Source organism: Flavobacterium sp. FlaQc-49 (assembly GCF_044005985.1).
Lineage (GTDB): Bacteria > Bacteroidota > Bacteroidia > Flavobacteriales > Flavobacteriaceae > Flavobacterium > Flavobacterium cupriresistens.
Map to the genome: position 1 here is coordinate 281,668 of NZ_JBIPCS010000007.1, position 19,566 is coordinate 301,233.

Genomic DNA, 19,566 nt, shown 5'->3' on the forward strand with positions numbered 1-19,566 from the left:
CATTTTTGCTAGACAGCTAGGTGTTTTTAAAAATAAGAAAAAACGCACTAATTGTAAATCTGAAATTGACTAAATAACGATATTCTGAGTCGAATTGATGAAATCTGGGCTAAGAAATAGGTGATAAAATGTCAATCAATCGCTAGCGTATTGATTTAGTTTAGGTTATATAGGACTGTCTTTTTCAATTTTACGAATGTGATTTTTCGTTTTTGAAGGAGAATAGGATGGATAACGGACTTAAAATGATTGATGTCACAAATGTCTCGCTTGTGAAGGCATGCTAATTGAAAAGACCTTGCAAGAGAGCTAAAATATTTAAAAAATCAGTGACTTAATAATAGAACTTTGGTTTATAGTTTTGGGTGGGATGTTTGCACTGGCATCGGTTTAAAGACAGAAGAAAACATGCGGTACAAATGGATTTTATAAAATTGAGAAGGGAGCAAAAAAAAAGGCCTTTTTGAAAACTCAAAAAGGCCTTTTTATATGTTATGTAAGTAAATTAGTTTTTACTGGACATTTTTGTTAGTAATCTTAAGAATTCAACATACAACCAAACCAATGTGATCATTAATCCCATAGCGCCGTACCATTCCATAAATTTTGGCATTTTTTGCTCAACACCTTTTTCGATTAAGTCAAAATCTAAGAAAAGATTTAAAGCAGCGATGATAATTACAAAAACACTAATTCCGATGCTCATCATAGAATTTCCTTGGTGTACAGGAGTGAAGCTTGTAAACATAGAGACCACCCATGAAATTAAATAGTAAGTTGCAATGGCTAATGTTGCAGCGATAACTACTGATTTAAATTGCTCTGTTACTTTGACGATTTTAAATTTATATAAACCCAGACATACTAAAAAGGTGACTAATGTAGCACCAACAGCATTGATTACAATTCCAGGATACATTGCTTCAAAAATAGCAGAAATTCCTCCGATAAAAAGACCTTCAAAAAGGGCATAACCAGGGGCTAAATAAGGAGAGGCTTGTGGTTTGAATGCTGAAACTACTACTAAAATAAGGGCAACAATTGCACCTCCAATAGTAGGTAACATCGCGTTCATTCCGTTAAAAGCCATCCACCAGGTTACCATAGCGGCTCCGCATAATATTAGAAATAAAATAGCTGTCTTATTAATTGTACCTGACAACGTCATATCCTGATTGTAGTCAATGATTTGTGCCTGATTTACTCCTTCAGCTTTTGAAACAGCATTTGATGAAAAACGCTTGTTGCTTAAAAATGGATTATTTGAGTTGAAGTTCATGTTTTATTGCATTTAATTGACTTCAAATATAGGGAGTTTTTTTGAGGAGAACTTGTTTCCGTTAAATTTTTAACATGAATTTTTCTGTGGCAGAAGTGGCCTTAAAACAAAAAATCCATCAAAAAATAATCTTGATGGATTGGTCTGTATTTGGACTGAATTTTTTATTTCAATAAATCTAATACTAGGGATGGGAACAAACCTAAAACGATGTTTAAAGTGATCGAAACGATCGCAACCGCATAAATAAGGAATGGTTTTCCGGTACGCTCTTCATTTGGTTCTTTTGAGTACATGGCTAAAATTAGTTTGAAATAATAACCAACACTGATAATTGAATTTATAACTGCAACAATTACCAAAGCAATATGACCTGACTGAATAGTTTGATTGAATAAGAACAACTTAGCGAAAAATCCTGAGAAAATCGGAATCCCTGCCATTGATAATAAAGAACCTGTAAGGATAGCAGCCAATAACGGATTTGTTTTTCCTAAACCGTGGAAGTTTGTAATGTCTTCATTATCCTGATTTTTACAAACGTATAAAATAACACTGAAAGCAGCGATTCCTGCTAAAGCATAAGCTGCTGTGTAGTATAATAAAACGCCTGCAGAAGTAGCAATCGTTAATAAAGTCATCAACATAAATCCGGCATGCGAAATACCAGAGAAAGCCAACATACGTTTTACATTTACCTGGCGCAATGCCATGATATTACCCACAGTCATAGAAGCCATTGATATAACGACTACAATAGTTTCAAAGGTTGGCAAAAGATCTTGATTGTCAAGTGATGGGATCAGGTTTAAAGCGCTGATTAATTTGTATAAAGTAGCAACAGCAATGACCTTTGCCAAAGTACTCATTAAAGCGGTTGTTAAAGCCGGAGAACCTTCGTAAACGTCAGGAGCCCAGAAATGAAAAGGTACAGCTGCTATTTTAAACAACATTCCAATTACCATCAAAACCATTCCGATTGGGAACCAGATTGGTAATTCGGCAGATAAAGAGCTGTCGTGTATTTCGGCAACGTCAAAACTTCCCATTGCTCCGTAAATCAAACAGATTCCGAATAAAATAATTCCTGATGCGAATGAACCCATTAAGAAGTATTTCATTCCCGCTTCGTTACTTTTTAAATTCAAACGTTCGCTTGCAGCAAGGATGTATAAAGCGATGGATAAGATTTCAATTCCAAGGAAGAACATAGCTAAGTTTCCAAAAGAAACCATTGCTACACCACCGGCCAATAAAAATATTTTTATAGCAATAAAATCAGAGATTTTTGTTGGATGATTTTCGTAAAAATTGTGACTTAAAGCGACAAGGAAAATGGTTAAAACAATAAACAATGATGAAAACGAAGTAGAGAATTTACTCACTGTAATCATATTATTGTAATAACTTTCTGTTGATCCGAATTCTGAAAAATTAAGTGCCAAAACAGCCAAAAGTCCAAGAATGGTAAATGGAACAATGGCTTTTCTGAAATTAAGAATTTCAAATAATAGGCAGAAAATACCCAACCCTGTAATTGCTATTAATGTATTCATTTTTGCTTTTTTGATTTAGGATATCGAATGCTGATACTACCCTAATTTATTTTTATTTAAAATATTAGTTCTTGTTGATAACGCTCAGTATGGTCTCTAAACTTGGTGTGATCAAATCAGTAATTGGTTTTGGATAAAATCCGAAGAACAATAATACAGCTATGATTACAACTAATGAAATTCCTTCATTAAGAGAAACATCTTTGAATGTTTTTGAATTGGTTTCTCCCAACATTACATTCTGAAACATTTTAAGCATATAATACGCTCCCAATATAATAGTTGTTCCACCTAAAACGGCAAACCAAACATTTACTTGAGAAAGACTGTACAAAACAGTAAACTCTCCAACAAAGTTAAAAGTACCCGGTAACGCAACCGAAGCCAATAGTAAGATTAAAAACATAGAGGTAAATTTCGGAGATTGTGTACGGATTCCGCCCATCTCTGCAATATTTCTTGTTTCGTATCTTCTGAAAATTATTTCAGCAGCGTAGAATAATCCAACTACGACAAAACCGTGAGCGATCATTTGCAAAACAGCTCCACGTAAACCATCAATAGTTAAGGTACACGATCCTGCAGCAATTAATCCAACGTGTGCCAAAGAAGAATAAGCTAATAATTTCTTTAAATCTTTTTGTCTTAAAGCTACAATAGATCCATAGATTACACCGGCAATTCCTAATACGATAAAGATGTTCATGTATTCTTTTGCAGCAAGTGGTGCAATTGGCAATTGCCAACGGATAACACTGTACAATCCCATTTTTAGCATGATACCTGATAAAAGCATAGTTCCAACTGTTGGTGCTTTTTGATACACATTTGCCTGCCAAGTGTGGAATGGAATAATTGGAATCTTGATAGCGTATGCTAAGAAGAAAGCCAGGAAGATCCAAAGTTGCTCTGTAGCAGTTAAGTTTAATTTGTAGAAATCTTCGATAAGGAAACTTCCATTTGCTTTTTGCGATAAATAAATAAAGGCAACTAACATAAACAAGGAACCGGCAAGGGTGTAAATAAAGAATTTCACCACAGCTTTTCTGCGCTCATCTGCGTCACCATTACCCCAAATAAGAGCAATAAAGTAAATTGGAATAAGAGATAATTCCCAAAAAATATAATATAAAAGACCATCTGCTGCAAGAAAAGTTCCTGTCATTGCAAAGGCCATAAATAAAATTAAAGCGTAAAAACCTTTTGCATTTTTATAGTCATTCCCGAAAGAAGAGAATATAATGATTGGAGTTAAAGACAAAGTCAGTAAAACCATTGCCAGAGCCAATCCATCCGCATTTAAGGCAAATGAAATTTTTGGTTCTGTGATCCAAGCGTTGATTAAGCTAATATTTTCGCCTGCACAAAAATGATTTAACAACACTAAAGAACATCCTAAAGCAGCTAAGCTAAAGAACAAGGCTACTTTTGAAGCTAGTTTGTCACCAACAAAATAAGTGGCAAATGCACCGATTAAAAGGATAATTAATAGAATAGAAACGTTCATAGTTATTAAATTATTGAGCTAAAAATATATACGAAACAATGGCGCAAAGACCCAAAACAAAAGCAAAAAGATATAATCCGATACTTCCACTTTGTAATTTTTTACCTTGAAAAGCTAATTCATTGGTGATTTTACCAAATCCGAAAACAACAGCTGTTAAACCGGTTTCGATATAATCTCTAAAGAATCTTGATAATGCATTTATAGTGCGAACAAATACAGCATCGTAAATTTCGTCTACATAATATTTGTTGTATAAAACTTTAGTTAAACCTGTAATGTTTTCGTCTGCTTCAGGAACATTATCTTGTTTGAAATATTTGATGTAAGCAATTAAGATTCCAAGGAATCCTCCCAGAACTGCAACTCCCATCAATGTATATTCGGTTGTACCTAAATGGTGTTCTTCACCGGCTACTTTTGTAAATAAAGGAGCCATGTATTCGTTCAACCAACTGTGACCCGGTAAACTGATTAATCCTCCAAAAGTGGCTAAAATGGCTAAAATGATTAGAGGGAAAGTAATTAAACCGTCACTTTCATGTAAATGATGTTTTTGCTCTTCAGTTCCTCTAAAATCTTTAAAGAAAGTTAAGAACATTAATCTGAACATATAAAAAGCAGTCATAATTGAAGCAACTGATCCGATAATGTAAAGTATCTTACTGTGCTCGAAAGCCGTTAATAAGATTTCATCCTTAGAGAAGAAACCTGAGAAAAACGGAACTCCGGAAATGGCCAATGATGAAATCAACATCGTCCAGAATGTAATTGGCATTGCTTTACGCAAACCACCCATTTTACGCATATCCTGTTCTCCGTGTAATCCGTGAATTACAGAACCTGATCCTAAGAATAAACAAGCTTTGAAGAAAGCGTGTGTGATTACGTGAAAAACAGCTACTTCATAAGCACCGAATCCTAAGGCTAAAAACATTAGACCTAATTGAGAAACGGTAGAGTAAGCCAATACTTTTTTGATATCAGTTTGAACCAGACCAATTGTTGCAGCAACTAATGAAGTGATTGCTCCAATAACTGCAATGATACTTTGAACGTCCGGTGCTAAATCAAAAACAAAATTTAATCTTGTTACCATAAAGATACCGGCAGTAACCATCGTTGCAGCGTGAATCAATGCAGAAACAGGAGTTGGTCCTGCCATCGCGTCCGGTAACCAAGTGTATAACGGGATTTGTGCAGATTTACCACAAGCACCAATAAATAAACACAAAGCAGCTAATGAAAGCAATGGAATATTTAAGTTAGTAGCTCCGGCAATTGCTGTTTTTAAAGTAGCGTAATCTAAAGTAGAGAACATAGAACCAATAATGAACATTCCGATCAAAAGACCTAAATCTCCAATTCTGTTCATGATAAAAGCCTTTTTTGCTGCATCATTGTAATCTTGGTTTTTATGCCAGAATCCAATTAATAAGTACGAGCAAAGTCCAACACCTTCCCAACCGATAAATAAAACCAATAAGTTACTACCAATTACAAGCGTTATCATGAAGAATACGAACAAGTTTAAGTACGAGAAAAACTTGTGTATGTTTTCGTCATCATGCATGTAGCTGATCGAATATAAATGAATCAATGACCCGATTCCAGTTACAAAAAGCAACCAAAGTAATGATAATTGATCTAATAAAAATCCAAGATTGATGTGTAGATTACTAATCTGAATCCAGTCAAATAAAGTGACTTGAATGGGTTGTTGATTTTGGGTAATCTGATTAAAAAAGAATAAGGTCACAGCAAACGAAACTACAACAGCAGTTGTTCCGATAATACCGGAAACGGTTTTGCCTAAGCTTTTTCCAAAGAAAACATTGATTAAAAATCCTAAGAAAGGAGCTAATACTAAAACTAAAGCTAAATTGGTATTCATTTCCATTTATCCTTTTAAATTTTTTAAATTATCGATACTAATCGAACCTAAATTTCTAAAGATCGAAACTAAAATAGCCAATCCTACTGCAACTTCCGCTGCAGCAACAGCCATCGAAAAGAAGACAAAAACTTGCCCTTGTGCGTCTTGATGATAGGTTGAAAAAGCAACAAATAAAAGGTTAACTGCATTCAACATGATTTCGATAGACATGAAAACGATAATAGCATTTCGTCTGTACAATACACCAAAAATACCAATACAGAAAAGTACAACACTTAAAAAGATGTAGTTTTCAATACCTATTTGATTTAATATATTACCCATTATTTATTTAGTTTTTCTTTTTTAGACAATAATACAGTTCCAATCATCGCTACTAAAAGTAGAATCGATGCAAATTCAAACGGAACCATATATTCGTTCAATAATATTTTACCCAATACTTTGATAGATTGAAAATCTTCACCGGTTGAGTCGTAATCCCCCATAATTGGTTTCGAGTTGATAAAGATTGCAATCAAAACAATACAAATCAAACAAAAAGAAACAATAGCACCCAAACGTGTAATTCTTGGTCGGTGGACTTCTTTTTGTTCGTTCAGATTCATCAACATGATGGTAAACAGGAACAGAATCATAATCGCTCCCGAGTAGACTATAATATGTACGATAGCCAAAAATTGAGAGTTAAGCAATAAATAGTGACCTGCAATCGAGAAGAAACAAATAACCAAATAAATGGCACTGTGAATCGGGTTTCTGCTAAAAATAGTTAAGAATGCAGTAATTACTGTGATAAACGCCAGGAAACAAAATATAACTTGTATAGTAGTTGCGTGGGCAAAATCAGGAATATGTATCATTAGTTGGCGTTTTTAAGTTGAGTGTTTTTCATCGCCATTTCTAAAGGCATTACTAATTTGTCTTTTCCAAAAATGAAATCTTCTCTTTCGTAACTTGCAGGAACCAAAACCTTAGAAGTTGTTAAATAAATAGCATCTTTTGGACAAGCTTCTTCACACAAACCGCAAAAAATACAACGAAGCATATTGATTTCGTAAATCGAAGCATATTTTTCTTCTCTGTACAGGTGTTTTTCATCCGCTTTACGCTCAGCAGCTTTCATTGTGATCGCTTCTGCAGGGCAGGATAAAGCACATAGTCCGCAGGCAGTACAGTTTTCACGACCTTGTTCGTCGCGTTTCAACATATGCTGACCACGATAAACCGGGCTCATTTCACGTACTTGTTCAGGATAGTGAATCGTCACTTTTTTTCTGAATAAGTGTTTAAGCGTAATGAATAATCCTTTTACAATCGCTACAAGATACAATCGTTCCCAAAAGGTCATCTCTTTGTTAGAGACCATCTTTTTTCTACCCGATAATGATATAGTTTCTATTGACATTTTTAATTTTTATTTAGAGCTAATCCTGTTATTCACTTTATCTTTTATTCATTGTGATGAGTAAAAGTATGCTGCTTTTATCAGGGCCAGGTCATTTTGTATGTTAATGAAATTTATTTTTTATAACCAACTATCTATTTCCTCCCCAACTTGAGGTGCCAAATTGGCTCCTCAAGATTTCGCTTTCAATTTCAGTCAATTCAAACATGAAATCTTCAGGAAAACGTTCCATATTTCTACGGACTTGTCTTTTGAGCTGTTTCGTTTCTACTCCGTAAAGTGTCGCTAACTCTGAATCAAGCATTACTTTCTGACCTCTGATGAGTAAAATCTTACTCATTATGAATTCTTCGGTAATCATTAATTCATCACTCATTTTTTTATTTTTCTGATAAGCTACCACAAAAGTGGCGTCTTACTATTTATTAGAATCCTAAAAAGGTTGCAATTTCACTTCTTAAAATAACAGCACCTGTAATCATGATGTTGATAATGGAAAGCGGAATTAAAATCTTCCATCCTAAATTCATCAACTGATCGTATCTGAATCTTGGTATTGTCCAACGAACCCACATATAGAAAAAGATCCAGAAACAGATTTTAGCAAACAATACTGCGATTCCTAAAATGTTTGCGGTATTGATACCTACATTATCCACCATCCATTGCATTCCCGGATAGTTGTAACCTCCAAAGAATAAAACGGATATAATCGTAGCAGAGATAAACATATTCGCATATTCAGCAAATAAGTAGAATCCCATTTTCATAGACGAATATTCAGTGTGGTAACCACCAATTAACTCAGATTCACATTCTGCCAAGTCAAAAGGAGTTCTGTTGGTTTCAGCAAAAGCACAGATTAAGAAAATTAAGAAAGATAATGGCTGATAAAAAACATTCCAGTTCATTCCGGCTTGTTGCTCAGAAATTTCTTTTAAGCTTAAAGTTCCGGTCATCATTAACAAAGCAATCATGGATAATCCCATGGCAACTTCATAAGAAACCATCTGAGAGGCTGCACGAACAGCTCCCATCAAAGAGAATTTATTGTTAGAAGCCCATCCACCAATCATGATACCGTAAACTCCAACAGAAACAACTCCGAAGAAATACAATAAACCAATATTAATGTCTGTAGCTTGCAGGAGAACATCACGTCCGAAAACATGTAAGCGATCTCCCCACGGAATTACAGCACTGGTCATTAAAGCAGTACTCATGGCAATTGCCGGACCTACAACGAATAAAAATTTGTTTGGAGTGTTTGGTTCAAATTCTTCTTTAGAGAACAATTTCATACCATCGGCAAGTGGTTGTAATAAACCTCCCCAACCTGCACGGTTAGGTCCTACACGGTCTTGCAAGAAAGCAGCAACTTTACGTTCTGCCCAGGTAGAATACATAGCCATGATCATTGTTATGGCAAAAACTACCACAATAACAACACTTTTTTCTATTATAAATGCACTATCCACCATTTTAAGAATTTTTGTTGTTAGTGGTTAATGGAATTTCAGCCATACTAATTTTTTTACGGTCTTCATCTCTACCTAAAAGAATGTTCTTCTCCGTAGCGATTTCTACTTTCTCTAATTTTTGAGTATAGTTATTTTGATTGATAACAGAATCTTTTTCAAATTCTCTTGGTCCTTCAATAACCCAGTCGTTTACATCTTTGTGATCAAAACGACAGCTGTTGCAGATAAATTCTTCTACTTCATGGTACTCGTCTTTACGACCTGTAACACGTTGAATCTCTCCTCCAAACATCCAAACAGTTGTTTTACCACAACATCCCGGAGTAGTACATTCTCTGTGTGCATTGTAAGGTTTGTTGAACCAAACTCTTGATTTGAAACGGAACGTTTTGTCTGTTAAAGCTCCAACCGGACAAACGTCGATCATGTTTCCGGAGAATTCATTGTCGATTGCTTTGGAGATTCCGGTAGAAATATTAGCGTGATCACCACGATCTAATACTCCGTGAACTCTGTTGTCTGTCAATTGATCTGCTACTTGCACACATCTTTGACATAAAATACAACGGTTCATATGCAGTTGAATATTTGGACCGATATCTTCCGGTTCAAATGTTCTTTTTTCTTCGATAAAACGGGATTTTGGATTTCCGTGTTCGAAACTTAAATTTTGTAAATCGCACTCACCAGCCTGATCACAAACCGGACAGTCTAATGGGTGATTGATCAATAAAAATTCTGTTACAGATTTACGGGCTTCCGTTACTCTGTCAGAAGATTTACTGTTTACTTCCATACCGTCCATACATCCTGTTACACAAGAAGCCATTAATTTTGGCATTGGTCTTGGGTCAGCCTCGCTTCCTTTGGCAACTTCAACTAAACAACAACGACATTTACCGCCACTGCCTTTTAATTTTGAGTAATAGCACATGGCTGGCGGTACTAAATCTCCACCAATCATACGTGCAGCCTGCAGGATCGTTGTTCCTGGTTCTACGTCTATACTTTGACCGTCTATGGTTACTTTCATTTCTTTTTTGTTTTTTTTAGTTTCAGGTTTAAAGTTTCAGGTGTTGTGGTTGAAACTGAAATAACATGAAACTTGAAACTTTTTTAAACTGTTTGTTTTCCTACTAAATGTTTCACTTGCGAGAAAGGTTCAGCAACAAAATGCTCTCTGTGTTTTATTTTTTCGGGGAAACGAACGTGGTATTCAAATTCATCTCTAAAGTGACGAATCGCTGCTGCTACAGGCCAAGAAGCGGCGTCACCTAATGGACAAATAGTATTTCCTTCGATTTTACTTTGAATACTCCATAACAATTCGATATCCTCTTCACGGCCTTGACCGTTTTCGATTCTCCATAAGATTTTTTCCAACCATCCTGTTCCTTCACGACAAGGGGTACATTGTCCACAAGATTCGTGGTGGTAGAAACGAGCAAAATTCCAAGTGTTTCTAACCACACAGGCCGTGTCATTATAAACGATAAATCCTCCTGAACCTAACATAGATCCGGTAGCAAAACCACCATCACTTAAAGATTCGTAAGTCATTAATCGGTCTTCACCATTTGCTGTTTTAAAAATTAATTCAGCCGGTAAAATAGGCACAGAAGAACCTCCGGGAACAAACGCTTTCAAAGGTCTGCTCGAAGACATTCCGCCTAAATACTCATCAGAATTCATGAATTCGTCAACACTTAAACCCAATTCAATTTCGTAAACTCCAGGGTTTTTGATGTGACCTGAAGCAGAAATTAATTTAGTTCCGGTAGAACGACCAATTCCAATTTTTGCATAATCATCTCCAGAATTGTTGATGATCCATGGCACAGTTGCGATAGTTTCTACGTTGTTTACTACTGTTGGATTAGCCCAAAGTCCCGAAACTGCCGGGAACGGTGGTTTGATACGAGGATTTCCTCTTTTACCTTCCAGTGATTCAATCAATGCAGTTTCTTCTCCGCAGATATAAGCACCAGCTCCACAGTGAACGTATAACTCTAAATCGTAACCTGTACCTAATATATTTTTTCCTAACCAACCGGCAGCTTTTGCTTCGGCGATTGCTCTTTCTAAGATTTTGTAAACCCACATATATTCTCCACGAATGTAGATATACGAAAGGTTAGCGCCTAAGGCAAAACTTGAAGTAATCATTCCTTCGATCAATAAGTGAGGAATGTATTCCATCAAAAAACGATCTTTGAAAGTTCCCGGCTCAGATTCGTCGGCGTTACAAACTAAATGTCTTGGTTTTCCTGATTTTTTGTCAATAAAACTCCATTTCATTCCCGCAGGGAAACCAGCTCCACCACGACCACGTAATCCAGATTTTTTTACCTCTTCAACAACTTCGTCCGGAGTAAGTGTTTTTAGTGCTTTTTCTACAGAAGCATAACCTCCGTTTTGGCGGTATACTTCGTAGGTTTTAATTCCCGGTACGTTGATTTTATCTAATAATATTTTCTGTGACATCTTATTTATCGTGTAATATTATTTTATCATCTCTACAATCAGCGATTAACTGATCGATTTTTTCTTCTGTCAATTTTTCTTTGTAGAAATCACCTAATTGCATCATCGGAGCGTATCCGCAAGCACCTAAACATTCTACACCGGCAATGGTAAACATACCGTCTGGAGTTGTTTCTCCCATTTTGATACCTAGTTTTTCAGACGTATAGTCCATCAAATTTTCGGCACCATTCAAACAACAACAAGAAGTCTGGCAGAATTCGAACATATATTTTCCAATTGGTTTTTGGTTGTACATGGTATAAAAAGTAACCACTTCGTAAACCTCAATTGGTTTTATGTGCAAAATTTCAGCAACTTTATCCTGCAACTCAGTACTCAACCAGTTGTCATGCGCATCTTGTACTTCGTGCAAAACAGGCAATAAAGCTGATTTTCTTTTGTCTTCCGGATAATGACTGATCAATTCATTGATGCGATTCATCAATGCCTCAGTCATATTTATTTCTTGTTTGTAATGTTTACGTTCCATTTTTTATTTTAGATTTTAGATTTTAGATTTTAGATTTTTTCAAATCTTTGTCCACTATCTATATTCTGCAATCTTTTAAATTTTTGATTCTAGATTTCTGATTTTAGATTTTTCAATCTGCAATCTACCCTCTAAAATCGACAATATCTTTACGCGTCTAATTCTCCGGCAATTACATTTAAACTGGATAAGATTACAATCGCATCCGATAATAAAGCACCTTTAATCATTTCCGGATACGCTTGGTAATAAATAAAACAAGGTCTTCTGAAATGCAATCTGTATGGTGTTCTGCTTCCGTCTGTCACTAAGTAAAATCCTAGTTCTCCGTTTCCGCCTTCAACCGGGTGGTAAATTTCTGCAACCGGTACAGGAACTTCTCCCATTACAATCTTAAAGTGATAAATTAAAGATTCCATAGAAGTGTAAACATCTTCTTTTGGAGGAAGGTAATAATCCGGAACTTCGGCATGATATTCATTTCCGGCTGGCATTTTATCCAAAGCCTGACGGATAATGCTTAAACTTTCCCAAACTTCGGCATTACGAACGCAGAAACGATCGTAAGTGTCACCTGATTTTCCAACAGGAACAATGAAGTCAAAATCTTCATAAGAAGAATAAGGGTGTGCTACACGAACATCGTAATCAATACCGGCAGCACGTAAGTTTGGACCTGTAAATCCGTAAGCCATTGCTTGTTCAGCGCTGATGGCACCTACGTTTACAGTTCTATCAATAAAAATTCTGTTTCTTTCGAATAAGTTTTCGAATTCTTTCCAGGCAACTGGGAATTCTTCTAAAAATACGTCAAGTTTGCGGAAAGCTTCCGGTGACCAATCTCTTTCGAATCCACCAATTCTTCCCATATTAGTTGTTAAACGAGCTCCACAAATTTCTTCGTAGATTTCGTAAACTTTTTCTCTAAATTGGAAAACATATAAGAAACCGGTATATGCACCAGTGTCAACCCCTAAGATCGAGTTACAGATTAAGTGATCTGTAATACGAGCCAACTCCATAATGATAACTCTTAAATATTGTGCTCTTTTAGGAACTTCAATATTTAATAATTTTTCTAAAGTCATCCACCATCCCATATTGTTGATAGGAGAGGAGCAATAGTTCATACGGTCTGTAAGCGGTGTAATTTGATAAAAAGGACGATTTTCGGCAATTTTTTCGAATGCTCTGTGGATGTAACCAATTGTAGGTTCAGCCTCCAGAATTCTTTCACCATCCATCAATAAGATATTTTGAAAAATACCGTGTGTAGCTGGGTGAGTTGGACCTAAATTCAGTACCGAAAGCTCGCTTCCGTCTTCGTTTAGTTTCTCTTTAATTATTTTAGCATATCGATGCTCTGGTGGTAATAATAGTTCTGACATTTTATAATGTTGAATTATTTATTTTTTAGCAATTTGTTGTTGTTCTTCCAAAGAATCTGTCGTCTTTATCAGTTCTTCCGCTGTCTTCCATTGGGAATTCTTTTCGCATTGGAAAAGAGATCATTTCATCCATATTCAAAATACGTTTCAATTGAGGATGACCAATAAAGTTAACACCGTAGAAATCGTATGTCTCTCTTTCCATCCAGTTTGAACTTAAAAAGATGTTTGAAATCGTTTTGATCTCCGGTTTTTCACCGTTGATGAAAACTTTGATTCTGATACGTTTGTTTTCGTACCAGTTATGCAGATGATATACGATTGCAAATTGACTTTCAACTTCGTTATCCGGATAATGAACACCACATAAGTCAGTTAAAAAATGAAAACGTAAATCTTGATCATTTTTAAGAAATAAAATCAACGCTGTAATTTTATCAGCTGAAGTTTCTAAAGTAAAAACATCTCTTTCTTCTCGGAAGTTAAAAACACTTGAATCAAATGTTTCTGTAAGTTTATCTTGGATCAGGGTATTGTCTAAAGCCATCTTATGAAATGTTATATGAAGCTAATAATTCTTGGTATTCAGGAGAACTTCTGCGTCTTACAGATTCTGATTTTACCAAATCTTGAAGTCTCATAACTCCATCTACAATTTGTTCCGGTCTTGGAGGACAACCCGGTACGTAAACGTCAACCGGAATTATTTTGTCAATCCCTTGTAAAACAGAATAAGTATCAAAGATTCCTCCGGATGAAGCGCAAGCTCCAACAGCAATTACCCAACGAGGTTCCGCCATTTGTTCGTAAACCTGTCTTAAAATAGGACCCATTTTTTTAGAAATAGTTCCCATTACTAATAACATATCTGCTTGACGAGGAGAGAAACTCACACGCTCAGAACCAAATCGTGCTAAATCGTAATGTGAAGCCATTGTCGCCATAAATTCGATACCACAGCAAGAAGTCGCGAAAGGAAGTGGCCATAAAGAATTGGCTCTTGCCAAACCTACAACATCATTTAGTTTTGTAGCGAAGAAACCTTCTCCTACAACTCCTTCTGGCGGTGCAACCATATTTACTTTTGAATCGCTCATTTTATTTTAGATTTTAGATTTCTGATTTTAGATTCTTTCGAATCGTGAAAATCGAAATCAATATTTTAAAAAGTCAATATTCTATTTTGGGATTTTTTTTTCAAATCTAAAATCTAAGATCTGAAATCAAAAAATCCTCTTATTCCCACTCTAATGCTTTCTTTTTGATGATGTAGAAAAAACCAACTAAAAGCAAAGACATGAAAATGATCATTTTTAACATTCCTTCTATTCCAAGTTCTTTGAAGTTTACTGCCCAAGGATAAAGGAAAATTACCTCTACGTCGAACAAAACAAATAAGATGGCAACTAAGAAATATTTTACAGAGAATGGAATACGGGCATTACCAACAGATTCAACTCCACACTCGAAATTTTTATCTTTTATGTCAGAGGTTCTTTTTGGACCTAATTTTCCGGAAACGATGATAGTTCCTACTACAAAACCAACAGCAAGGATTAGCTGCATTAAAATAGGAAGATAGCTGTATTGATCAGATTGCATAAACTTAGGGATTTTTACTTAAAAAATAAGCCACAAAGATAGTTCCGAACTCTGTAAATCACAAGCTAAAAAAGGATTTAAGTAGCGGTGCAGCGAGTGATTTCGTCTAATTTTTATTCATTATAAATAACTTTCCGAAATTTTAATATTTTTTTAAGATTTGAGCAAAAAAAAACGTCTCGAAATGAATCGAAACGTTTCTTTAAACCATTCAGAGGCAAAAAAAATAAATTGCTATATTTTTCTTAGATTACTGCTACTTTAGCAGCAACTTTCCCTTTTCTTCCTTCTTCTTCTTCGTAGCTAACACGGTCACCTTCGCGTAATTCTTCCGCGTTAATTCCTGAAGCGTGAACGAAGATATCCTTTCCTGTTTCTTCGTCTGTAATGAATCCATAACCTTTAGATTCATTGAAAAATTTTACTGTACCTGTACGCATTGTAATTGTAATAATAATTTATAATGAAGCAAATGTAATATATATATTCATATAAAAGACAGTATGCTGTTAATTTTTTGTAAAAATTATTGATTTACAGTGTTTTTGCTATTTATTTAGTGTCTTGTTTGATATGTCGTAACTTAAAACTAAAATTCTTAAGGATATGTTAAAAAGTAGGAGCTTTTTTACTTTATTAAAAATCTAATTTTCGTCGAAAAACAGTTTATGTACGTATTGTTTTACTTTTTAACTGTGTTTTTCCCGGTTCAGCTACTTCTATCAGTTTTACCTAAAATTTATACCAAATCGACCTTAATGTGTAATTCTTTTAATTGTGCATCATCAATCGTAGCCGGTGCATCGATCATTACGTCACGCCCGGAATTGTTTTTAGGGAATGCAATAAAGTCTCTAATGGTTTCCTGACCACCTAAAATAGCAACCAAACGATCTAGTCCAAAGGCTAATCCTCCATGAGGTGGCGCTCCAAATTGGAAAGCGTCCATTAAGAAACCAAATTGTGCTTTCGCTTCTTCTTCTGTAAAGCCTAAATATTTAAACATTAATTGTTGTGTAGCCTTATCGTGAATACGAATAGAACCTCCTCCAATTTCGTTTCCGTTTAAAACCATATCGTAAGCGTTTGCACGCACTTTTCCCGGTTCGGTTTCCAGCAATTGCATGTCTTCCGGTTTTGGAGAGGTAAATGGGTGGTGCATGGCGTGGTAACGACCGCTTTCTTCATCTAATTCCAATAAAGGGAAATCTACTACCCAAAGCGGAGCAAATTCTTCCGGTTTACGCAATCCTAAACGAGTGGCTAATTCCATACGAAGAGCAGAAAGCTGTGCGCGTGTTTTGTTAGCCGGACCTGAAAGTACAAAAATCATATCGCCAGGTTTTGCGCCTGTGATTTTTGCCCATTGTCCTAAATCATCCTGATCGTAAAATTTATCTACAGATGATTTGTAAGTTCCATCGTCATTGCATTTGGCGTACACCATTCCTGAAGCACCAACTTGCGGACGTTTAACCCAGTCAATTAAGGCGTCAATTTCTTTACGTGTATAATTTCCTGCTCCCGGAACTGCAATACCTACAACCAACTCGGCTGCATTAAATACAGGGAAATCTTTGTGCTGTGCAAATTCGTTCAATTCGCCAAACTCCATTCCGAAACGAATGTCCGGTTTGTCATTTCCGTATGTTTTCATGGCATAGTCGTAGGTAATTCTTGGGAATTTAGCTACTTCAATACCTTTGATTTCTTTTAGTAAATGTCTTGTCAATCCTTCAAAAACATTCAAAATGTCTTCTTGTTCTACAAATGCCATTTCACAGTCAATTTGAGTAAACTCAGGCTGACGGTCTGCACGTAAATCTTCGTCACGGAAACATTTTACGATTTGGAAGTATTTATCCATTCCTCCAACCATCAACAATTGCTTGAAAGTTTGTGGAGATTGTGGTAAGGCATAAAATTGTCCTTCGTTCATACGACTTGGTACAACGAAATCTCTCGCGCCTTCCGGAGTTGATTTGATTAAGTAAGGTGTCTCCACTTCACAGAAATCCAAATCAGATAAATATTTACGAACTTCCATCGCTACTTTGTGACGGAATAATAAACTGTTTTTTACAGGATTTCTTCTAATGTCTAAGTAACGGTATTTCATTCTGATGTCTTCTCCACCATCCGTCTCATCTTCAATTGTAAATGGAGGCGTTAAAGCAGCGTTTAAGATCGTTAGTTCAGTAACTAAAATTTCGATATCACCGGTTGGAATGTTTTTGTTTTTGGCTTCACGCTCAATAACAGTTCCTTTTACCTGAATTACAAATTCTCTTCCAAGTGTTTTTGCCAGTTCAAAAACCGTTTTGTCGGTACGAACTTCGTCGAAAATAAGTTGTGTAATTCCATAACGGTCGCGTAAATCAACCCAGTTCATAAACCCTTTATCGCGTGATTTTTGAACCCAACCCGCTAGTGTAACTTCCGTATTAATATTTGAGGCGTTTAACTCGCCACAATTATGACTTCTATACATGATCAAAATTTTAGATTGCAAAAGTAAACACAAAATTCAAATTAATATAGTAAAGTGATAACTTGCTGCTTATAATTTTGAAATATTTTGTTAATTGATAAATTTTAGATAAGTAAATTCTTTAGATTTGGTGTACTAAAAACTAACTTTAAATATTTATGAAAAAACTTTTTGTTACCGGTTTATTGGTTCTTACCGCTTTGAATGGTATAGGTCAGACCAAAAGTCAAGTTAAATTTACGGCTAAAATTACAAATAGAAATAGTGATACATTAGTTATTAAAGGGGCGAACAATTTCAAACAAGTTATTCCGATTAACAAGAAAGAAATTTTTGTTGCTTCTTTTACTGCTCCAAAGGGATTTTATCGTTTTTCTGACGGTGTTGAATCTTCGAGTTTGTTTTTGAAACCGGGTTCTGAAGTAAATCTGACCATGAATGCTAAAGAATTTGATGAAACTATCGTTTATAAAGGAAAAGGAACTAATGAAAGTAATTTTTTAGCACAACAAGCTTTAAAAGACGAGAAATTTGAAAACGAAGCTTTCGCTAAAGAGGCTGCAGAATTTGCATCCTTATTGCAAGAAAAGAAAAAGACTGACTTAGACAATATCGAAAAAGGAGATTTTGATCCTGAATTTAAAACAGGTGTGAAAAAATCAGTTGAAAAATTTCATGAATATGCCGCTCAGGAGTATAAAAGTGAGGCTGATATGAAAAAGTTAAAAGGAGCCGTTTCTGCCGATTTTGATTATGAAAACCACAAAGGAGGTAAAACAAAACTCTCTGATTTAAAAGGGAAATATGTTTATATAGATCTTTGGGCAACCTGGTGTGGGCCTTGCAGAGCTGAGATTCCATTTTTGCAGAAGATTGAAGAGAAGTATCATGGAAAGAACATTGAGTTTGTGAGTGTTTCTGTTGATGCTGTAAAAGATCATGATAAATGGCAGAAATTTGTAACGGATAAACAGTTGGGAGGAATTCAGTTGTTTTCTGATAATGAATGGAATTCTGCGTTTGTAACGAGTTATAATGTAACAGGAATTCCAAGGTTTATTCTTATTGATCCAAAAGGTAATATATTGGAGCCCAATGCAGAAAGACCCTCTTCTCCAGAGCTTCAAAAGCAGTTAGATGCCTTATTGAACTAATTTCTTTGCAAAACTTATAACGTTATAGTAAATCAAGTCTTTGACTGAAATACCAGTAAAACCAGTGCGTGAGCGCTGGTTTTTTTGTTACATGCTGATTTCCAATGTTAAGTTTTTATTCAATGTTACCAAATTGTTAAGTAAAAGTTTTTTTAATGTAAACAATTAACTATATTTGGTAAAGATTTGATAACATTAATACCTACTAGATATGAAAAAGTGTGTAATTTTAGTTGCAATATTGTTCTCTGGAATTTTAGTTGCACAAGAGGTAAAACCAGAATTAGAAGCTGTTGGAAACAAAGTAAAAGCTACTTATTACTATGAAAATGGTAATGTACAACAAGAGGGTTTCTTTAAGGATGGTAAGTTAGATGGAGTTTGGGTATCCTATGACGAAAAAGGTAATAAAAAAGCAGTTGGAGAATATACTGATGGAGTGAAAACCGGAAAATGGATTTTCTTCAATGAGAATAACCTTTGTGAAGTGGCGTATGAAAACAGCAAAGTGAGTTCCGTTAAAAACTTGCAAAAAAATGCTTTAGCAAATAGAAATTAAGAAGATTTCGAATATTCTACAAGAGCTGTTTCTATTGAGACGGCTTTTTTTTATTCTTAATTGTCAGGCTGAGCGAAGTCGAAGCCCTTCTTAATTCAACTAGCCTTCGACTTCGCTCAGGTTGACATCGACGAAAAGTGTTTTTGTTAATCTTTGTCACTTGGGCCTTGGGAATATCTCTCGCAAAGTCGCGAAGTCGCAAAGTTTTTATGTTATTTAAAAAGATAA

At 35.3% G+C, this 19,566-nt stretch carries 20 protein-coding genes; 2 read left to right on the forward strand and 18 right to left on the reverse strand.

Going from position 1 to position 19,566, the window contains the following annotated elements; genetic code table 11:
* Window positions 1–505: 505 nt before the first annotated feature.
* The 18 genes from ACHRV3_RS16050 to aspS form a co-directional block, all read right to left on the reverse strand.
* The gene (locus tag ACHRV3_RS16050; RefSeq protein ID WP_047774901.1) at window positions 506–1,279 is read right to left on the reverse strand and encodes a Bax inhibitor-1/YccA family protein; all 774 of its coding nucleotides are present in this window, start codon (window positions 1,277–1,279) and stop codon (window positions 506–508) included.
* Window positions 1,280–1,443: 164 nt separating this feature from the next.
* Window positions 1,444–2,835, reverse strand: coding sequence for an NADH-quinone oxidoreductase subunit N (locus tag ACHRV3_RS16055; protein ID WP_047774903.1), 1,392 nt, complete (start codon window positions 2,833–2,835; stop codon window positions 1,444–1,446).
* A gap of 64 nt (window positions 2,836–2,899) precedes the next feature.
* Window positions 2,900–4,342 carry a NuoM family protein gene (locus ACHRV3_RS16060; RefSeq protein ID WP_395435362.1) on the reverse strand — a complete coding sequence of 481 codons (1,443 nt, stop codon included), beginning with the start codon at window positions 4,340–4,342 and terminating at the stop codon, window positions 2,900–2,902.
* Window positions 4,343–4,352: 10 nt separating this feature from the next.
* Window positions 4,353–6,236: an NADH-quinone oxidoreductase subunit L gene (gene nuoL / locus ACHRV3_RS16065; RefSeq protein WP_395435363.1), complete on the reverse strand. Its 1,884-nt coding sequence runs from the start codon at window positions 6,234–6,236 to the stop codon at window positions 4,353–4,355.
* Between the two features lie 6 nt (window positions 6,237–6,242).
* Window positions 6,243–6,563 carry an NADH-quinone oxidoreductase subunit NuoK gene (gene nuoK, locus ACHRV3_RS16070; RefSeq protein WP_017494599.1) on the reverse strand — a complete coding sequence of 107 codons (321 nt, stop codon included), beginning with the start codon at window positions 6,561–6,563 and terminating at the stop codon, window positions 6,243–6,245.
* The gene (locus ACHRV3_RS16075; protein WP_230004244.1) at window positions 6,563–7,102 is read right to left on the reverse strand and encodes an NADH-quinone oxidoreductase subunit J; all 540 of its coding nucleotides are present in this window, start codon (window positions 7,100–7,102) and stop codon (window positions 6,563–6,565) included. The genes nuoK and ACHRV3_RS16075 overlap by 1 nt, the downstream gene beginning before the upstream one ends.
* Entirely contained in the window at window positions 7,102–7,647 is a 546-nt protein-coding gene (locus tag ACHRV3_RS16080; RefSeq protein WP_047774909.1) for an NADH-quinone oxidoreductase subunit I, read from the reverse strand. The genes ACHRV3_RS16075 and ACHRV3_RS16080 overlap by 1 nt, the downstream gene beginning before the upstream one ends.
* A 130-nt stretch (window positions 7,648–7,777) precedes the next feature.
* Window positions 7,778–8,023: an ORF6N domain-containing protein gene (locus ACHRV3_RS16085; protein ID WP_395435364.1), complete on the reverse strand. Its 246-nt coding sequence runs from the start codon at window positions 8,021–8,023 to the stop codon at window positions 7,778–7,780.
* A 49-nt stretch (window positions 8,024–8,072) separates the two neighbouring features.
* A complete protein-coding gene (gene nuoH, locus ACHRV3_RS16090; RefSeq protein WP_230005139.1) occupies window positions 8,073–9,125 on the reverse strand; it encodes an NADH-quinone oxidoreductase subunit NuoH in 1,053 nt (350 codons plus the stop codon).
* A gap of 4 nt (window positions 9,126–9,129) precedes the next feature.
* Window positions 9,130–10,161 (reverse strand): 2Fe-2S iron-sulfur cluster-binding protein, encoded by a 1,032-nt coding sequence (locus ACHRV3_RS16095; RefSeq protein ID WP_047774913.1) that lies wholly within the window; start codon window positions 10,159–10,161, stop codon window positions 9,130–9,132.
* 83 nt (window positions 10,162–10,244) lie between these two features.
* Window positions 10,245–11,612, reverse strand: a complete 1,368-nt coding sequence (gene nuoF / locus ACHRV3_RS16100; RefSeq protein ID WP_047774914.1) for an NADH-quinone oxidoreductase subunit NuoF — start codon at window positions 11,610–11,612, stop codon at window positions 10,245–10,247.
* A 1-nt stretch (window position 11,613) separates the two neighbouring features.
* Window positions 11,614–12,144, reverse strand: coding sequence for an NAD(P)H-dependent oxidoreductase subunit E (locus tag ACHRV3_RS16105; protein WP_047774917.1), 531 nt, complete (start codon window positions 12,142–12,144; stop codon window positions 11,614–11,616).
* Between the two features lie 149 nt (window positions 12,145–12,293).
* Window positions 12,294–13,532, reverse strand: coding sequence for an NADH-quinone oxidoreductase subunit D (locus ACHRV3_RS16110; RefSeq protein WP_047774919.1), 1,239 nt, complete (start codon window positions 13,530–13,532; stop codon window positions 12,294–12,296).
* Between the two features lie 25 nt (window positions 13,533–13,557).
* Window positions 13,558–14,079: an NADH-quinone oxidoreductase subunit C gene (locus ACHRV3_RS16115; protein ID WP_047774921.1), complete on the reverse strand. Its 522-nt coding sequence runs from the start codon at window positions 14,077–14,079 to the stop codon at window positions 13,558–13,560.
* 1 nt (window position 14,080) lies between these two features.
* Window positions 14,081–14,629 (reverse strand): NADH-quinone oxidoreductase subunit B, encoded by a 549-nt coding sequence (locus ACHRV3_RS16120; protein WP_047774923.1) that lies wholly within the window; start codon window positions 14,627–14,629, stop codon window positions 14,081–14,083.
* 139 nt (window positions 14,630–14,768) lie between these two features.
* A complete protein-coding gene (locus ACHRV3_RS16125; protein ID WP_047774924.1) occupies window positions 14,769–15,134 on the reverse strand; it encodes an NADH-quinone oxidoreductase subunit A in 366 nt (121 codons plus the stop codon).
* A 245-nt stretch (window positions 15,135–15,379) separates the two neighbouring features.
* Window positions 15,380–15,574, reverse strand: coding sequence for a cold-shock protein (locus ACHRV3_RS16130; RefSeq protein WP_007137066.1), 195 nt, complete (start codon window positions 15,572–15,574; stop codon window positions 15,380–15,382).
* Between the two features lie 299 nt (window positions 15,575–15,873).
* Window positions 15,874–17,625 carry an aspartate--tRNA ligase gene (gene aspS / locus ACHRV3_RS16135; RefSeq protein ID WP_395435365.1) on the reverse strand — a complete coding sequence of 584 codons (1,752 nt, stop codon included), beginning with the start codon at window positions 17,623–17,625 and terminating at the stop codon, window positions 15,874–15,876.
* 158 nt (window positions 17,626–17,783) lie between these two features.
* Between aspS and ACHRV3_RS16140 the strand changes: the two genes are divergently transcribed.
* Together ACHRV3_RS16140 and ACHRV3_RS16145 are read left to right on the forward strand one after the other, a co-directional pair.
* Window positions 17,784–18,779 carry a TlpA family protein disulfide reductase gene (locus ACHRV3_RS16140; protein ID WP_395435366.1) on the forward strand — a complete coding sequence of 332 codons (996 nt, stop codon included), beginning with the start codon at window positions 17,784–17,786 and terminating at the stop codon, window positions 18,777–18,779.
* Window positions 18,780–18,990: 211 nt separating this feature from the next.
* Window positions 18,991–19,338, forward strand: a complete 348-nt coding sequence (locus tag ACHRV3_RS16145; RefSeq protein ID WP_047774932.1) for a toxin-antitoxin system YwqK family antitoxin — start codon at window positions 18,991–18,993, stop codon at window positions 19,336–19,338.
* The last annotated feature ends 228 nt before the right edge of the window (window positions 19,339–19,566 follow it).

Coding starts and splice junctions, on each gene's coding strand:
- ACHRV3_RS16050 (WP_047774901.1), bottom strand. CDS start 1,279: ATGAACTTCAACTCAAATAATCCATTTTTAAGCAACAAGCGTTTTTCA.
- ACHRV3_RS16055 (WP_047774903.1), bottom strand. CDS start 2,835: ATGAATACATTAATAGCAATTACAGGGTTGGGTATTTTCTGCCTATTA.
- ACHRV3_RS16060 (WP_395435362.1), bottom strand. CDS start 4,342: ATGAACGTTTCTATTCTATTAATTATCCTTTTAATCGGTGCATTTGCC.
- nuoL (WP_395435363.1), bottom strand. CDS start 6,236: ATGAATACCAATTTAGCTTTAGTTTTAGTATTAGCTCCTTTCTTAGGA.
- nuoK (WP_017494599.1), bottom strand. CDS start 6,563: ATGGGTAATATATTAAATCAAATAGGTATTGAAAACTACATCTTTTTA.
- ACHRV3_RS16075 (WP_230004244.1), bottom strand. CDS start 7,102: ATGATACATATTCCTGATTTTGCCCACGCAACTACTATACAAGTTATA.
- ACHRV3_RS16080 (WP_047774909.1), bottom strand. CDS start 7,647: ATGTCAATAGAAACTATATCATTATCGGGTAGAAAAAAGATGGTCTCT.
- ACHRV3_RS16085 (WP_395435364.1), bottom strand. CDS start 8,023: ATGAGTGATGAATTAATGATTACCGAAGAATTCATAATGAGTAAGATT.
- ACHRV3_RS16095 (WP_047774913.1), bottom strand. CDS start 10,161: ATGAAAGTAACCATAGACGGTCAAAGTATAGACGTAGAACCAGGAACA.
- nuoF (WP_047774914.1), bottom strand. CDS start 11,612: ATGTCACAGAAAATATTATTAGATAAAATCAACGTACCGGGAATTAAA.
- ACHRV3_RS16105 (WP_047774917.1), bottom strand. CDS start 12,144: ATGGAACGTAAACATTACAAACAAGAAATAAATATGACTGAGGCATTG.
- ACHRV3_RS16110 (WP_047774919.1), bottom strand. CDS start 13,532: ATGTCAGAACTATTATTACCACCAGAGCATCGATATGCTAAAATAATT.
- ACHRV3_RS16115 (WP_047774921.1), bottom strand. CDS start 14,079: ATGGCTTTAGACAATACCCTGATCCAAGATAAACTTACAGAAACATTT.
- ACHRV3_RS16120 (WP_047774923.1), bottom strand. CDS start 14,629: ATGAGCGATTCAAAAGTAAATATGGTTGCACCGCCAGAAGGAGTTGTA.
- ACHRV3_RS16125 (WP_047774924.1), bottom strand. CDS start 15,134: ATGCAATCTGATCAATACAGCTATCTTCCTATTTTAATGCAGCTAATC.
- ACHRV3_RS16130 (WP_007137066.1), bottom strand. CDS start 15,574: ATGCGTACAGGTACAGTAAAATTTTTCAATGAATCTAAAGGTTATGGA.
- aspS (WP_395435365.1), bottom strand. CDS start 17,625: ATGTATAGAAGTCATAATTGTGGCGAGTTAAACGCCTCAAATATTAAT.
- ACHRV3_RS16140 (WP_395435366.1), top strand. CDS start 17,784: ATGAAAAAACTTTTTGTTACCGGTTTATTGGTTCTTACCGCTTTGAAT.
- ACHRV3_RS16145 (WP_047774932.1), top strand. CDS start 18,991: ATGAAAAAGTGTGTAATTTTAGTTGCAATATTGTTCTCTGGAATTTTA.